This window comes from Desulfatibacillum alkenivorans DSM 16219, assembly GCF_900142135.1.
Taxonomy (GTDB): Bacteria; Desulfobacterota; Desulfobacteria; order Desulfobacterales; family Desulfatibacillaceae; genus Desulfatibacillum; species Desulfatibacillum alkenivorans.
This window is the reverse complement of the sequence record NZ_FQZU01000006.1, coordinates 55,854-71,747: the sequence shown is the minus strand read 5'-3', so window position 1 is coordinate 71,747 and position 15,894 is coordinate 55,854. Positions and strand designations below refer to the sequence as shown.

12 protein-coding genes are annotated in these 15,894 nt (G+C 56.2%); 8 read left to right on the top strand and 4 right to left on the bottom strand.

The window, feature by feature from the left end:
* Window positions 1-29: 29 nt before the first annotated feature.
* The 5 genes from BUE18_RS07130 to BUE18_RS07110 all read left to right on the top strand — a co-directional run bounded on the left by BUE18_RS07130 (window position 30) and on the right by BUE18_RS07110 (window position 5,647).
* Window positions 30-2,567: a circularly permuted type 2 ATP-grasp protein gene (locus BUE18_RS07130; RefSeq protein WP_073474373.1), complete on the top strand. Its 2,538-nt coding sequence runs from the start codon at window positions 30-32 to the stop codon at window positions 2,565-2,567.
* Window positions 2,564-3,454 carry a transglutaminase family protein gene (locus BUE18_RS07125; RefSeq protein WP_073474371.1) on the top strand — a complete coding sequence of 297 codons (891 nt, stop codon included), beginning with the start codon at window positions 2,564-2,566 and terminating at the stop codon, window positions 3,452-3,454. The genes BUE18_RS07130 and BUE18_RS07125 overlap by 4 nt, the downstream gene beginning before the upstream one ends.
* A 551-nt stretch (window positions 3,455-4,005) precedes the next feature.
* Complete coding sequence (locus BUE18_RS07120) at window positions 4,006-4,674, top strand: RNA polymerase sigma factor (protein ID WP_083610850.1); 669 nt, start codon at window positions 4,006-4,008, stop codon at window positions 4,672-4,674.
* Window positions 4,675-4,686: 12 nt separating this feature from the next.
* Window positions 4,687-5,016 (top strand): hypothetical protein, encoded by a 330-nt coding sequence (locus BUE18_RS07115; RefSeq protein WP_073474369.1) that lies wholly within the window; start codon window positions 4,687-4,689, stop codon window positions 5,014-5,016.
* 13 nt (window positions 5,017-5,029) lie between these two features.
* A complete protein-coding gene (locus tag BUE18_RS07110; protein ID WP_073474367.1) occupies window positions 5,030-5,647 on the top strand; it encodes a Spy/CpxP family protein refolding chaperone in 618 nt (205 codons plus the stop codon).
* A 534-nt stretch (window positions 5,648-6,181) separates the two neighbouring features.
* Here the strand turns inward: BUE18_RS07110 and BUE18_RS07100 are convergent.
* The gene (locus BUE18_RS07100; protein ID WP_073474363.1) at window positions 6,182-8,779 is read right to left on the bottom strand and encodes a PAS domain S-box protein; all 2,598 of its coding nucleotides are present in this window, start codon (window positions 8,777-8,779) and stop codon (window positions 6,182-6,184) included.
* A gap of 238 nt (window positions 8,780-9,017) precedes the next feature.
* Here BUE18_RS07100 and BUE18_RS07095 point away from each other — a divergent pair, with 238 nt between their 5' ends.
* The 3 genes from BUE18_RS07095 to BUE18_RS07085 are packed head-to-tail and all read left to right on the top strand — an operon-like array spanning window position 9,018 to window position 12,150.
* Window positions 9,018-9,908, top strand: coding sequence for an ABC transporter ATP-binding protein (locus tag BUE18_RS07095; protein ID WP_073474581.1), 891 nt, complete (start codon window positions 9,018-9,020; stop codon window positions 9,906-9,908).
* Window positions 9,905-10,942: an ABC transporter permease gene (locus tag BUE18_RS07090; protein ID WP_073474361.1), complete on the top strand. Its 1,038-nt coding sequence runs from the start codon at window positions 9,905-9,907 to the stop codon at window positions 10,940-10,942. The genes BUE18_RS07095 and BUE18_RS07090 overlap by 4 nt, the downstream gene beginning before the upstream one ends.
* Before the next feature lie 35 nt (window positions 10,943-10,977).
* The gene (locus BUE18_RS07085) at window positions 10,978-12,150 is read left to right on the top strand and encodes a glycosyltransferase family 4 protein (RefSeq protein ID WP_073474359.1); all 1,173 of its coding nucleotides are present in this window, start codon (window positions 10,978-10,980) and stop codon (window positions 12,148-12,150) included.
* Window positions 12,151-13,326: 1,176 nt separating this feature from the next.
* Here BUE18_RS07085 and htpX read toward each other — a convergent pair.
* The 3 genes from htpX to BUE18_RS07065 form a co-directional block, all read right to left on the bottom strand.
* Entirely contained in the window at window positions 13,327-14,256 is a 930-nt protein-coding gene (htpX, locus tag BUE18_RS07075; protein WP_073474355.1) for a zinc metalloprotease HtpX, read from the bottom strand.
* Between the two features lie 112 nt (window positions 14,257-14,368).
* Entirely contained in the window at window positions 14,369-15,088 is a 720-nt protein-coding gene (locus tag BUE18_RS07070; protein WP_073474353.1) for an enoyl-CoA hydratase/isomerase family protein, read from the bottom strand.
* A 79-nt stretch (window positions 15,089-15,167) separates the two neighbouring features.
* Complete coding sequence (locus BUE18_RS07065) at window positions 15,168-15,620, bottom strand: MarR family winged helix-turn-helix transcriptional regulator (RefSeq protein ID WP_170868290.1); 453 nt, start codon at window positions 15,618-15,620, stop codon at window positions 15,168-15,170.
* Window positions 15,621-15,894: the final 274 nt, after the last annotated feature.

Genomic DNA, 15,894 nt, shown 5'->3' with positions numbered 1-15,894 from the left:
GCTCCGCGCCATTATAATAGAAAGTGTTTATGGAATCCTTTGAACGGATTTTTGCAGGCTATACCCCTTTAACGAGCTGCTATTGCGAAGCCTTTGAACCCACGGGCCAACCTCGTCAGCATTGGATCAAGCTGGTGAACATGATTGACGCCATGGGGCCGGAAAAGTTTTTCAAAAGGCTGGGGCAGGTCGAAAGGATGCTTGTGGAGCACGGGGCCACCTATAATTTATTCGACGATCCCCAGGAGCTTGACCGCCCCTGGGAGCTGGACCTCATCCCCCTGATCATTTCAGCCAGGGAATGGCTTTTTATTAAAGCGGGGCTTGAGCAGCGGGCCCGGCTCCACTGCGCCATCTATAAAGACCTGTACTCCAACCAAAGCCTTGTGAATGAAGGCCTGATTCCGCCTGAGCTGGTTTACGCCAATCCCGGCTTTTTAAGAGTCTGCACAGGCATGGAGTCCTCCTGGAGCGGGGCGCCCATTGTTTTTTCCATGGATTTGTTCAGGACCGCGCAGGGAGAATGGAGAGTGGCGGGGCGGCGGGCCCAGACGCCCATCGGGCCGGGATACGCCTTGGAAAACAGGGTGATCATGTCCCAGGTTCTTTCCCGGATTTTTCATCAAAACCGGATCAAGCGCCTGGCGCCTTTTTTCATCAAGCTGGACGAATCCCTTAAAGAAGCCGCCTTGTTCAACAAGGACGACCCGTCCATCGTAACCTTGACGCCGGGGCCTTCCAGCAAGACCTATTTTGAGCACGCCTACCTTTCGCGGTATCTGGGCTACCCCATGGTGGAAAGCGGAGACCTGACCATCCGGGACAACAAGGTTTATATGAAAACCCTGGGCGGCCTGGAGCAGGTGGACGTGTTGTTCCGTTGGACGGACGACCGGGACAGCGATCCCCTGGCTTTGCGCGGCGATCCCGCCCTGGGAGTCTCGGGCCTGATTCATGCGGTGCGGACGGGCGCCCTTGTGGTGGTCAATCCCATTGGAGCGGGCGTGACCGAGAGTCCTGCTTTCGCCGGGTATCTGCCTGGCCTGTGCAGGCATTTATTGGGCGAGGACTTGCTGCTCCGGGACGCGTCATCCCTGTGGTGCGGCGATCCCATGTCTTTGGAGCAAGCCCTGGCTGCTCCGGAAAACTATATTTTTGCCCATTGCTTTGGCGGCTCCGGCCCATCTGCCATTGATAAAATGGACGTCAAAAAAAGCGACTGGGACGCGCTGGTTGAAAAAATCCATACGTCCCCTTATCAATACATCGCCTATGAAAAAACCGGGGTTTCCACGGCGCCCACGCTGGACAACGGAAACGTGGCCCCCTGGCGGGCGCTTTCCCGCTTTTTCGTCTCGGCGGACCGGGATTCCATCAAAGTCATGCCGGGCGGTTTGGGCCGGGTGGGAAGCGACAGCCTGTCCCTGTTATTGACCGGCGGCGAGGACGCGCTCAGCAAGGACATCTGGGTGATTTCCGACAAGCCCGTGGAGCAGGTCAGCCTGCTGGACAGGATGGAAAAGACCCTGGAGATCAAACGCGGCGGCGACCTGCCCAGCCGGATTGCGGACAATCTGCTTTGGCTGGGAAGATACATCGAGCGTGCGGAAAACCAGGTGCGCCTGTACAGAAGCATGTTCAAGAAGCTCTCCAGCGAAACGCCTTATATGGAAATGCCCGAAATCCCGGTCTTGCTGAAAATGGCCGCGGACCGGGGCTTTCTTTCTGCGGACAAAGTCCTTGGACGGGAGAACCTGAACCTGTTTGAAATGCAGGACGAAATCCTGGAGGCGGTTTTCGACCCCCAAAGGCCCGCCAGCCTGATCGCCGCCCTGGGGCACGTCCACCGCACGGCCAAAAGCGTCCGGGACAGGCTTTCCCTGGACTCCTGGCGCGTGGTCATGCGTTTGGAGCACACCCTGAAAAAATCGGACGCCGAGCAATGGCTGCAGGTGAGCGAAACCTTTGACCTCATGACCGAGCTGCTCATCAGCCTGTCGGCTTTCAGCGGGCTTGCCATGGAAAGCATCACCCGGGGGCTTGGGTGGCGGTTCATGGACATGGGCAGGCGCATAGACAGGGCGGATCACATCATCGGCGTCATCAAAAGCGCTTTGGTGGAGCCGGTTGCGGACCAGAAGGCCTCTCTGGAAGCCCTGCTGGAAATTCTGGACAGCGCCATGACTTACCGGTCCCGCTACCGGACCTCCCTGCAAGTTCCCCCGGCCCTGGACCTTTTAATCGCCGACGAGGTCAACCCGCGGTCCTTGGCCTTTCAACTGGCCGCTTTGACCGAACATGTGGACAGCCTGCCCCGGGGCAATGAAAGAAAGTTCTCCTCGCCGGAGGAAAAGGCGGCTTTGCGAAGCCTGACCGCCGTCCGCCTTTGGGACCTGAACGGATTGTGCGAGCCGGATTCCTCGGGCCGGAGAAACAGGCTGGAGGAAGTTCTATCCAGCGTGGAGGCCGGCTTGAACGATTTCGCCATGCATGTAACCCAACATTATTTAAGCAGGATTCCAACCACACAGCATTTCACCTCCCTTTATCCGGAAGGGAAGCAATGAAATACAAGGTGATTCATAAGACCAGCTACGAGTACAGCGAACCGGCGGCTCTTTCGCAAAACGAGCTATGCCTGTTCCCCCGGGACGCCCAGAGGCAGGTTTGCGAGTCCAAAAGGCTAACCATACGCCCCAAACCCACGGTTCTGGAATCCCGGCTGGACTTTTTCGGAAACCATGTTCATAACTTTATGGTGCAGCAGCCTCACCAAACGCTGGCGGTCATTACGGAAAGCGTCATCCAAACGGCTGACTGGGAAGGCCCCGACCCCGCGTCCACGGCCCCCTGGGAATCAATCCGGGAACGCCTTGCCAGTCATGAAAACCCCGAAGACCTGGCCGCCTGCCAGTTTGTCTATCCTTCGGATTTTGTCAGCCCGTCCAAGGCCCTGGCCGCATACGCCAAGGAGTCATTCACGCCGGGGCGCCCTGCGCTGGAAGCCGCCCTGGATTTGACCGCCCGGATCTTCACGGAGTTCAAATACGATAAGGACGCCACCAATATCGGAACGCCGCTTCAGGAAGTGCTGAAAATCAAGAAAGGGGTGTGCCAGGATTTCGCCCATTTACAGATAGGCTGCCTGCGGTCTTTGGGCCTGGCGGCCCGCTATGTAAGCGGATACCTTGAAACCATCCCGCCCCCTGGCAAGCAAAAACTGACGGGCGCCGACGCTTCCCACGCGTGGCTGGCCGTCCATATTCCCGAACTGGGCTGGGTGGATCTGGACCCCACCAACAACATGATCCCGGGGCGGCGGCATATCACGGTCGCCTGGGGCAGGGATTACGGGGACGTCACGCCGGCCAAGGGGGTGGTTTGGGGAGGAGGCGCTCACAACCTGATCGTGGGAGTGGACGTCATTCCCCTTGAAAATGAAAACCCCGGCTAAAAATTTCCCGCAAAGACTCCCGGTCCCGGCTTGCGGGCGACCCTGATCTCATTGAGGGCCTTTCCGCTTGGAAAATTGTTGCAGAGATCAGGTCGTGCCCCCGCCGCCGTCAAATCCATGCCGTTTGAAAAATCACCCCCCTTGGCATCCCTTGAATGCAAATTTTTTGCAGAAAAACGTAACCCGTAAAAACAGGCTGACGACTCATTGAACAGAAGGCCTATCCGGATTCAGGTTTTCAGGGGCTGGTTCCTTTCAGCCGGATGATTTGGCTGCTCCGGCGGGAAAATTGCTGGGCAGGCATACAGCCATTGCGGCCAAGCAAAAATAATGGCTTTACTTTAGCTGGTTCAGGCGCCCGGGCTTCCTTTGCCAAGGGATGCGCGCAACCATTGACGCGTGCAATTTTCAGTTCCCTGTCCCCACCCAGGATGTGTGGGAGCCCGGGCGATAACCAAGGAAAATCATGTGTGGTATAGAACCGGAAGCATTGCTGCATGCGGGGTTTTTCTCCGGTGCGGAAAGGGCTGTGTGGGCGGCAGGCGGTTATTGTGTTAAAATCGGCATCCACAGAGTGTGAGACGCAAACAGCTTTAGGAGGCGAGCCGAAGTCCAGGCCCGCGCCAGGGGCGTCAGGAGGCCGAATCATTACCGACGAAGCCCGCATCATTGAAAAAATACTGAACGGGGACGCGAATTCCTTTGAGCATCTGCTTGAGGCCCACTCCCACGTGGTGGCGAGCATCGTGCGCCGCCGTGTGCCCGAGGACCAGGTGGAGGACGTAGCCCAGGAAGTGTTCATCAAAGCGTATAAATCCTTGGCCAACCTGAAAAACAGGGACGGTTTCAGGCCATGGGTTTCGTCCATTGCGGTCAAGACCTGTTGCGACTTTTGGCGAAAGCGCTATAAATCCAAGGAGGTCGCCATGACCGCCCTGGCCCGGGAGCATCACGACTGGCTGGATAAGGTCTATGCGGAGGAATCCACAGCCGGCTTTGAAAGCCTGTGCGCCCAAAAGGAAGCCAGGGAGGTGCTGGACGCCGCGCTGGCCCGTTTATCCCCCAAAGACCGCATGGTAGTGGAGCTTGTCTACCTGGAGGGGATGACCGGGCGGGAAGCGGCCAAAATCCTTAAATGGACGACGGCCAATGTGAAGGTCAGATGTTACAGGGCCAGAAAAAAATTGGAAGGCGTTTTACAGGAAATGAAAAACGGATAAGCAGGAGGCGGTATGGAACCAAAAAACAAGGATTGGGAAAAGACAAGATCCATCCTATCCGCTGTTCACCGGAACAGGGAGGAGGCCGTCCTTGGCCCGCAGTGGCAAAGCCGGGTTATGGACGCCGTGAGAACATTGCCCCGCAAGGAGGCGATGGAAGACCGGCCCTCCGTGATGCTGGAACGCATGGTCTGGCGGTTTGCTCCGGCGGCCTGCGTTCTGATTGCGGCCATGACGTTGGTTCTGTTAAGCCAGGATTTTACCCCCCAGTACGGGTTGGTGGAAGCCATGATGGACGACTCCATGGGCAACTTGCTGGTCCAGACCATACAAATGCAATAACAGGATAAGGATTATGAAACCGATAAAACTGTATGCCGGGCTTTTCCTGGTTTTCTTCCTGGGAGCCTTAGCAGGAGGGCTTGGCATGGGCATGTACCAGAAACACCAGCGGGCTTCGTTTTTTGAAGAACGCCGGGGCAAGCACCTGGATTTCGTCCTGGATCGCTTGACCGAGGATCTGGACCTGACTCAGGAGCAGCAGGTCCGGATAAAAAGCATTCTGGATGATTTCCGGAAAAACATGATAAGCCTGCAAAAGAAGCATTTTCCCGAAATTGACGCCCTGTTCAAGGATCATCGCGTTCAAATCAGCAAAGTGCTTACTGAAGAGCAAAGGAGAAAGTTTGAAGAAATCGAAAAGCGCATGATGCGCAGACCGCCTCCAGGCCCTCCGGGCCAGGGCGGCCCCAAACCTCGGCCGGGAGACCGTCCTGCGTTTTCAGGCGACGGCGGCCCTCCCCCTCCCGGGGACGGGATGCAGACTCCGGGCGACAGGCCCAAGCCTCCCAGGGGACGCTTTCAGCCTCCCGGAGACAGGCCCCAAACGCCGGATGGAGGGCCTCAGCCTCCTCCGGAGGTCGCACAGGAGCCGGAGGATCAACCCGGCGCTCCGCCCGCTTCCGATGAATAGAATCAGTCAAAACGGGCTTCCGCAAAACGCGGAAGCCCGTTTTTTTGTCCGCGAATTCCCGCCAATATTTCCCGCGCCAAATTGCTTCCAGGCAGGTAATTATTATTCCAGGCAAGTCAACAATGACCCTGGGTCCCCGTTTCCGGGATTGCGTCACCATGATGGCAAAACAACCGCAATCATCCCGCCGCCTCCCTCCACGGGGATGACGGAGGGCGGCGGCCAGCAGATTTAAGGGACATGAACTGATTTTTCCAAAAACCATGCAACTCACCTGGCAAGAGTACAGAGCTAAGTATCGCTTCCCCATGAAATTCGAGGGTGTGATAAGGTTTTGGGGAAATCCATTAGTTGATTTGAGCGTTGAACAAGCTAATTTAATTGAATAAAATATCTCTTGCCTAAACGAACAATAAAGTCTGCCCAGCAGTCGCGAAACCCAACAAATTGGCTCCAGGAGACCATACTGAGTTCAAACGTTTGAAGGGCGCCCTGGCCTCAAACGTCAAACGTAGATTTGACCCCATCTTGGGTTCAGGCGTCCAGGACCTTGCGGAGGGCGTTTGCCATGACGTTCATGGAAATGGGTTTGATGAGGAATTCGGTGAGGCCCAAGTCCCGGATTCTTTCGTCGGAAATCTGGTCGCTGAATCCGGTGCACAGGAGGATGGGCATGCCGGGCCTGATCTCCCGCATTTTTAAGGCAAGTTCAAAACCGGTCATGTGGGGCATGGTCATGTCGGTCAGCAAAAGGTCATGGGCGTGAGGCGCGTCTTTGAAGGCCTCCAGCGCTTCCAGGGAGGATTGGAACGGAGTCACCTTGTAGCCCAGTTTTTTCAGCATGCGATGGGTCATGTCCAGGATAGCCTCTTCATCCTCCACCAGCATAATCCGTTCGTCGCCTTTTTGCATCAATGTGCTGGGAATGAATGGGATGTCCCGCGTCTGGCTTTCCACAACCGGAATAAACACGTCGAACACCGTGCCCCGGCCTGGCGAGCTTTGCACCCGGATCTCCCCCCTATGCTTGGTTACGATGGCGTGAGCCACGGCCAGGCCCATGCCTGTGCCCTCCCCTATGGGCTTGGTGGTGAAGTAGGGCTCAAAAATGCGTTCCTGGATTTCCGGCGGCATGCCCTCGCCGGTGTCGCTGACGGACAGCCAGGCGTAACGGCCCGGCTGGATGGATGACGCGGGGGACAAGTCCGTCTCTTTCAGTTGGGTCTCTTTGAGAGTCACCTCCAGCACTCCGCCGGTCTGGCGCATGACCTGATAGGCGTTGGTGCACAGGTTCATGACTACCTGGTGCATCTGGGTGGGATCGGCCATGACCGAGCCGCAACTCAGGTCGATGTTTTTTTGGATTTGAATGGTGGCTGGCAGGGTGGCCCGGATCAGGTTCAGGACGTCCGAGACGATGGGCGCCAGGGCCACCAGTTGAGGCTTTTCCTCGGACCTGCGGCTGAAAGTAAGAATCTGGCTGACCAGATCCTTGGCTCTGCGGGCCGCCTTCAGCACTTCGCTCAAATCCCGGACCGCGGCTTTGTCGCCCTTCAGGGTGTCGCGGAGCATTTCCGTGTATCCGATGATTGGGGAGAGAATATTATTGAAGTCATGGGCGATTCCGCCGGCCAGGGTGCCGATGGCCTCCATTTTATGAGCCTGACGCAACTGTCTTTCCAGGCGGAGCTTTTCCATTTCTGCAAATTTCCGTTCGGTCACGTCTTCCACAAAGCACTGGAATCCGATGGGCGCCCTTTTGCCGTCTTTGGAATACCCCATGAGCATTTCCGAGGTGACCACGATCCACATCATCTTCCCCACGGAATCCCGAATGCGCACCTGCAGATAAGGAGTGGTGCGAACGCCTGATGCGGCGTCCTCCATAGCGCGGATGATTTTAGGCAAATCCTCGGGGTGGACGATTTGGTAAAACTGCTGTCCCAGCATGTCCGCGCTCCGGTAGCCGGTCATTTGCAGGACCTTTTTGTTCATGTAGGTGAACTTGCCGTGCAGGTCCACGGTGAACATGCCCACCGGGGCGTTTTCCACAAATTCACGAAACCGCTCCTCGCTTTTCCGGAGGGCGGCTTCCGCGCCTTTTCTGTCCGAGATGTCGCGGGAGGAGCCGATGAACCCGGCGGGAACGCCATTGTCGTCCAGGTACAGGCTGGCGACGGTTTCCACCCAGACGGAGCCGCCGTTCTTGTGCAGCATTTCCGTTTCCAGGGCCACGGACTGGGTGGATTTTCTTTCGGCCAGACGGGTCAACACGCTCACGGCTTTGTTCAGGCTGTCGGGAACCATCATGCTTTCAATGGACCTGTCCGCCAGTTCATCAGGCGTAAATCCCTGCAACAGACGGATTCCCGGACTTACGTACGTCAGACGAAAGTCCAGGTCCGTGGTCCAGATGACGTCCTTCATGTTTCTGGTCAGCAGCTCATACAAAGACTGGCTTTTTCGTAAAGCCGCCTCCACCTGGATGCGCAGGGCGATGCTGTTCTTCAAAAAAACCTTTTCCTCCAAAAGCTTGCGTTGCTGCTCCTCCATTTCCGTCTGATACCAAAAGCGCGAGAGCTCCGAGGCGCAGGAAATGGCGCTGATGATGACAAAGCAGAGAAAAAAACGCAGTAAAAAGCCTTCGGTGTATTGGTGGGAGTTCAGCAACTTCCAGGGATCCAGCATAATCCAGGCGATCAGAGCCAAGGATCCTAGCGTCCAGAGCAAGCCCTCGCCTCTTCCGGACAAAAAGAAAAACGTGGGAGGCAGAATCAAAGTCCATAAGGCCATGGAGCCCAGATCCCCCCCATTCCACGCCGCCTCTCCGAACAAAACCAGCAAGAGGATGAAAACAGTTCTGTATATAAGGGCCTTGTTTGCCGGCCGGTTGATAAAAAACAGGCCAAGAAAGCATCCGGTCACAGCGGCGAAAGCGGGTAAAGCGGCATTGTAGGCGCCTTTTAAAAGATCCTGAATTCCAAAACCCAGCACAACCCCGCCTGCGACTAAAAGAAACACCGCCAAAAACAGCTTGATTCTGGCCTGGGAGTAATTGGTCTCCCATTCCAAAGAGGTTGGCAGTATGCTTTGAAAAAAGGCTTGAATCTTTTTTCCCGCAAAACGGATCATATAGGGTCCCATGTCACGAATGAGGGGGCTTGGCCGGATTCCCGCAAGAATAATTTGGGGCGGAGGCGCCCTGCCGCATGACGCATTGATTTTTGATATTTTGGGGGCGATCTGAAAATCGGCGATTTTAGACCTGATAATTATAACACAACCCCGGCCCCAGGCAAAGCAGGGGTGGCGAAAGAAAACGCTCTGTGCTAAAACTCCGTTCGCAAGCGGCAAAAAGATGAGGATCGCCATGGATATTATGAAAATTAACAATTTGGTCAAGCAGTATCCCAAAGTCAGGGCCGTTGACGGCGTCTCGTTTGGGGTAAGGCAAGGCGTCTGCTTTGGCTTGCTTGGCCCCAACGGAGCGGGCAAAACCACCACTCTGGAAATTGTGGAAGGCATTATCCCCCAAACCTCGGGGGAGGTGCTTTATAAAGGAAAGCCCCGGACCAGGGATTTCGCCCAGGAGGCGGGAATCCAGTTTCAATCCACGGCGCTTTTGTCGTTTTTGACGGTCAGGGAAACCCTGGCCACTTTCGCCCGGCTCTATAAAAACCCCATGGATCTGGACAAGTTGATCGCGCTCTGCCAGATGGAAGACATCCTGGAGCGTTTTAACGATAAAATTTCCGGCGGGCAGAAGCAGCGCCTGCTTTTGGCCCTGGCCTTGGTCAACGACCCGGAACTGGTTTTTCTGGACGAGCCGACCACCGGCCTGGACCCCCAGGCGCGCAGGCACGTATGGGACATTGTGCGGACCATCAAGACCCAGGGAAAGACCGTGGTTCTGACCACCCATTATATGGAGGAGGCGGAGAAGCTCTGCGACGAAATCGCCATCATGGACCAGGGCGCCATCATCGCCCAGGGCAGCCCGGCCGATCTATTGCAGGAGCACGGCAAGGGCGTTCTGGCCAGCCTGCCGGCGTTCAGCTTCCCCATCGATCCCATGACCCTGGCGGACGAAAACATCCGGGTTCGCCAAAAAGGGGACAACATCCAACTGCAGACCAAAGACATCAAAGGATGCCTTGAAAAGCTGCTTCAAGCCGGGGTGGATCTTCATTCCATCACGGTGAGGAGCCCGAATTTGGAGGACCTTTTTCTGGACCTCACGGGCCGCAGGTTACGCGAATGAAAGCATTTTGGGCCTTATTCACAGCCCGCAACAAGGAATTTTACCGGGACCGGGCGGGCTTGTTCTGGAACATCGCATTTCCGTTCCTGATTATTGCGGGCTTCGCCGCCATATTCGGACGGGGCGCCGAGCCCACCTATAAAATGGGGGTCGTTCCCAGCCAGGGAGAGGTTCTTTCGTACCAACTTCCGGCCCGGGTGGAGGACTCGCCTTTTTTCTCCAAGGTGGAAATGCCGAATAAAGAAGAGGCCCTGGAAAAGCTGGCGGCGCACAGGCTGGACATTGCGGTCCAGGCCGGGACCGAGCCCTTAAGCTATTGGGTGTCGGACACCTCCCCCAAAGGGGCCATTGCCGGGGATATTCTGGAAGCCGCAGCGGCCGAGCCGGAAGTTTTGAAAAACTATACCGCCCGGCAGACCATCGAGGGCTTTCAGGTGGATTACATCGACTGGCTCTTTCCGGGAATCCTGGGCATGAACATGATGTTTTCCGCCCTGTTCGGCGTGGGATTCGTGGTGGTCCGGTATAGAAAGAACAACGTGCTGAAGCGCCTGGCGGCCACGCCTTTAAGCGCGTTCCAGTTTTTAAGCGCCCACGTGGTCTCGCGGTTATTGGTCATCATGTTTTCCACCCTCCTGGTTTACATCGCCTGCGTGCTCATGTTCGGGTTTCAATGCAAGGGATCGTACCTGGCCTTGATCACGGTGTTCATGCTGGGCGGCGCATCCCATGTGTCCTTGGCCATGGTCATCGCCTCCCGGGGGTCCAACGAGGAATTCGCCTCCGGCCTTTTGAACCTGCTTTCCTGGCCCATGATGTTTTTGTCCGAGGTGTGGTTTTCCATCGAAGGCGCCCCAGGCTGGGTGAAAGGGCTTTCGCAAGCGCTGCCCCTGACCCACGTAACTTCCGGCATGCGGGAGGTCATGAGCTACGGCGGAGGATTCGCGGAGATTATGCCCCAGATTCTCATACTAGCCCTGATCACCACTGTGTTCATGGCCCTGGGCTCCTGGATGTTCAAGTGGACCGGCTAAAAATAAGGAATTCGCCTTAAAAAAAGCGAGGAGTCATGGGATTTCGGGTCATATTCAGCTCGCCGACATACGGCCTGAGCGGCGTCAACACGGCGGTTTCCAACCTGATTCGGGAATTGAACCGCAGAGGGCATGACGCCCGCCTGCTTTTGACCAATCCCACGGCGCCCGACCCCATGCCCATGCCGGCGCCCCATGACGCGCCGGCTTATTTCCTGCCGGCCAGGCCCAAGGCGACCCTCAAGGCCCGGCAAAAGGCCTTGCTGAACTATCTGGAAAGCCTGGCGCCCTGCATTTACGTTCCCGGCTACGATTTCGACCACTCCCGCATCTGCCCCGCCCTTTCGAAAAACGTCATGGTTTGCGGGGTGGTCCACAGCGACGACCCGGCGCATTACGACCACGTGCAGCGCCTGGGCGCCTCATGGAACGCCGCGGTGTGCGTCAGCCGCGCCATCGCCGCAAGGGTCAAAACGGATTTGCCGGACCTGGCATCCCGGGTGCATGTCATTCCGTCCGGCGTGGCCGTCACATCCTTGAGGCGGGGACCGGCCCGGCCCGGCGCCATCCTGCGGATCATCTACACGGGCAGGCTGATTCACCATCAAAAGCGGATTATGGATTTGGCCGCCTTAGCGGAAAAGCTGGAGCAAAGGCATGTCCCCTATTCCCTGACCATCATCGGAGGAGGCCCCCAAGCCGAAGAACTGAAAAAGGCCCTGGCGACGCAAATCAAAAAAGGCGTTGTAACCATGACAGGAACCCTGCCCAACGATCAGGTGCTTCGCCACCTTGTGGAGCACGACGCCCTGGTGCTGACCTCGGGCTTCGAAGGAACGCCCGTCTCCCTTTTGGAAGCCATGGCCGCCGGATGCGTCCCGGTAGTCACGGACATCCCCAGCGGCATACCGGAACTGGTGGAGGACGGCGTGAACGGATTTTGCGTTCCCGTGGGAGACATGGAAACCTTCGCCAAAAGGCTGGAGTTTCTGGCCCACGACCCGGAATTGCGCACCAAACTGGCAGACCAGGCCAGGGAATCCATCCGGGGAAGCCGGTTTTCACTGGAGAACGTCGCCCAGGCCTATTTGGATTTGTTTGACATAATGGCCCGGGACCGGGATTCCGGCGCCTTCCAACGACCGATGGGGTCAAATCTACGTTTGACGTTTGAGAAGATTTTTCGCCTTAAACAAAAAGGCTGTTAAATCTCAACAGCTATAAGTAATTATTTTTAAAATAAAAATCCAGGACACCAATGAAGATGATAACATGACTTTGATGCAACACATGGTGGTTTGGGGGCCGATTGTTATTGCCCCTTTCTTTCTTATGGTTTTGGGCAGCCTTTTTTATATGACATACTACCTAATCACTAATTCACTGGTTGGAAAATCAATCGACTATTACTGCTTGCTGTTTTGGCCAATGGTAGCTTCCGAATACAGAAGATACACCCGAGAAGATAAGGGCAAGACCGGAATATAGTTCAAAATTTTCTATGCATGCTTAACGATTACAATTATTCTTTTTTTAATTTTGATCATCTGTTCTTTTATAGTAGGGCCAATTAATCTTGACGAATTTTAAATGGAGAATCTGTGATCAAAAGAATCTTATCGAAAAGACTGGCCTCAATAAGCCTATGCCGTTCGCGGGTGGAGCGCGCAAAACTACAGCGAGGAGACCTCGCAACTACAGGGCGCGGCAAGCAGCGCCCCGACGGCGCGGGGACCGCTCAGCTATAGAAAAGCGGCTTCAAATGGGGCCTCCCGCTTTGAGTTCCATAATCTTTACCGGCCGCATTTGTGGGCCTTCAGCCCCCAAAAAATAGCAGGGCAAGCCCTGCGGCTACATTGTTTTTTAAAACGCGCCTGTTGAATTCGACCTGTAGCTGCAGGCCCCGGCGCCTGTCCGGGAAGTACTCCGCACGTCCAATCGGCGCCGCAGTGGGGCGAAGCCACGATGCTGCATTTCTCCAATGCTGCTATGATTACAGGCTCCTGCGTCCGCCTTAGTCGCTGGAAGCCATGCCTCAAACGTCAAACGTAGATTTGACCCCATAAAAAATTCAGCCCCCAAAAAATAGCAGGGCAAGCCCTGCGGCTACATTGTTTTTTAAAACGCGCCTGTTGAATTCGACCTGTAGCTGCAGGCCCCGGCGCCTGTCCGGGAAGTACTCCGCACGTCCAATCGGCGCCGCAGTGGGGCGAAGCCACGATGCTGCATTTCTCCAATGCTGCTATGATTACAGGCTCCTGCGTCCGCCTTAGTCGCTGGAAGCCATGCCTCAAACGTCAAACGTAGATTTGACCCCATAAAAAACCCGGCCTGCTGGGTTGATGGGCATGGCCGGGCTGGGTCATTTTTTATGGCGTGGAGCGCTATTTCAGGGAGTCCCAGAAGTCCCTGGCGCTGTCTTCGGCGTTTCTGGCCGTTCTGTTGGGGGGGCTGGGCGCGCCGCCTTGGGGCATGGCGCCGGTGAGCCGGGCGATTCTTTCCTCCAGCGGAGGATGGGTGGAAAACAGGCTGGCCAGGCTCTTGCCGGACAAGGGATTTACGATGAACATATGGGCCGTGGCAGGCTCGGCGTCCATGGGGATGCGACCGGAATAGGCTCCCAGTTTGGCCAGGGCGTTAGCCAGGCCTTTGGGATTCCCGGCGATTTGGGCGCCCGTGGCGTCGGCCTGGTATTCCCGGGTGCGGGATATGGTCATCTGGATCAAGGCCGCTCCGATGGGCGCCAGGATGGCCATGATGAGCATGCCTGCAAAGCCCAGAGGGCTGTCGTCATCCCGTCCGCCGAATCCTCCGAAGATAGCCCCCCATTTGGCCATGCTGGCCAGGAACATGACGGCTCCGGCCATGGTGGCGGCGATGGTTCCAATGAGGATGTCCCGGTTTTTGACGTGGGCCAGTTCATGGGCCAGCACGCCTGCCAGCTCCTCCCGGTTCATGAGGTTGAGCAAGCCTTCGGTGACCGCCACCACGGCGTGCTCCGGGTTGCGGCCCGTGGCGAAGGCGTTGGGCGCCTGCTGGGGGATGATATACACCTTGGGCATGGGAAGCCCGGCGTTGGAGGACAGCCGTTGCACGATCCCGTAAAGCTCCGACGCCTGTCCGGGGCCGACTTCCTTGGCGCGATACATCTTCAGGACGATTTTATCCGAATACCAATAACTGAAAAAATTCATGCCCACGGCCATGATCAGGGCGAATGTCATTCCCGCCCTGCCGCCGATCAATTGTCCGACAATCAACAAAAAGGCCGTCATGGCCGTTAAAAGCATTACACTCTTGATCTGGTTGCCCATTAATCATTTCCTCCTTCAAAGTGGTCCTTGCACAAAGTGCGGGCCTACACAGGCAAAAAATAACCATGAAAAACGGGCGCGCAAGATCATTTCGGCCGGTTGCAGGCCGATTTTAAGCGAGGCCGAGATTCCTTTGAATGACCGGCGGATCCTGCTCCCGGATGATTTTGGACAAAGGGGAGCGGATGCGCTTTTTGATCTCGGCGAAGGCGTCCGGGTGGAACGCCAGCATTTCTCCGGCCATGGCCTTGGCCCGGTCCATCAACTCCTCCAGGGGCGAAATCTGGTCCACAAACCCGATTTCCAGGGCCTCGGGCCCGCCGTATCTGCGGCCGAAAAGGGCCATGTCCCGAAAAGCCCGCGGGGAGAGGATTTCCCGCATGATGGCGATCTGGCCGGGGATGAACGGCTTGTTGATGTGCACCTCGGGAAAGCACACCCATCCGCGATCCTGCCGCATGATGCGATAGTCGCAGCATCCGGCGATAAAGGCGCCCTCGCCGTAGGTATGGCCGTTCATGGCGGCGATGACCGGCTTGGGGAACACGCAAAGGTCCGCCAGAAACGCCGAAGCGCCTTCCAAAAGAGCCTGGACCCGTTCGATCTCCGAGAAGTTGGCGGCCATCCATTCCAGGTCATAGCCGTTGGAGAAAAACTTCTCCAAGGCGCTGGCCAAAATGACCGCCTTGATGTCCGCGTTTTCCTTGACGGCCTGGAAAGCCCGGGTCAACTCCTGAATAAATGGGCCGTTGACCCTGTTTTCCGGCGCCCGGTTCATGGTTACGATCCCCAGATCGTCCTGCACTTGAATGTCCATGTATTCGAAATTCATGACTTCTCCTTCGCAGCTAAAGGGTGAATGCCATCTGCCAACACAGTATTTGACGTAGTCAAATATTGAGACAAAAAAATTATCCCGCGGGAAAAATATCCAAAAACGACTTCATGACGCCCACGAACAAAAGAATCTCCTCCCCGGAAAGGCCATCCAGAATCTTTTGGTTGGCGGCTCTTACAATGGGCTTGGCAAGGGCGGCCTGCTCCCTGCCTTTGTCCGTGATATCCACCAAAAACTGGCGGCGGTCCTCCGGGTTCACTCTCCGAAGCACGCACCCGCTTTTTTCCAGCCGGTCCATGAGACGGGTGACCGCCGAGTTTTCCATCTCCAACTGGGCGCAAAAGTCTCCCATGGACATGCCGTCATTTTTCTCCAGCATGAACAGGACGCCCAGTTGGGAGAAGGAGATCTCCAGGCCCGCCGCCTTCATTTCCTTTTTGAAAAAGCGGGAGGTTCTGGATTGCACCTTGGCCATGAGCAGGAAAATGCGGTAATTTTTCAAGTCCGTCTCTCGCAGTTGGGGCATTTGGATCATTTTTTCCTTATTCAATAGGGGGGTTTACATCAAAAGCTGTACACGGGCCGATTTATTTGTTAGGGATAATATTTGACTATGACAAATAATTTGTCAAGGATTTTTCGGAGGGCGCCGGCGTTCTCGAAACGGAGCGGCGGCGAGCATACATAACAAGGGCGAAAGGAGAGCTGAGGAACTCAATTGACGGGCTGACGGGCGGATGATACTATTCTCCAATCCCGCGGCCGGAAGCTTTCGGCTTTCCGGGAGGATGCAAGCCGGA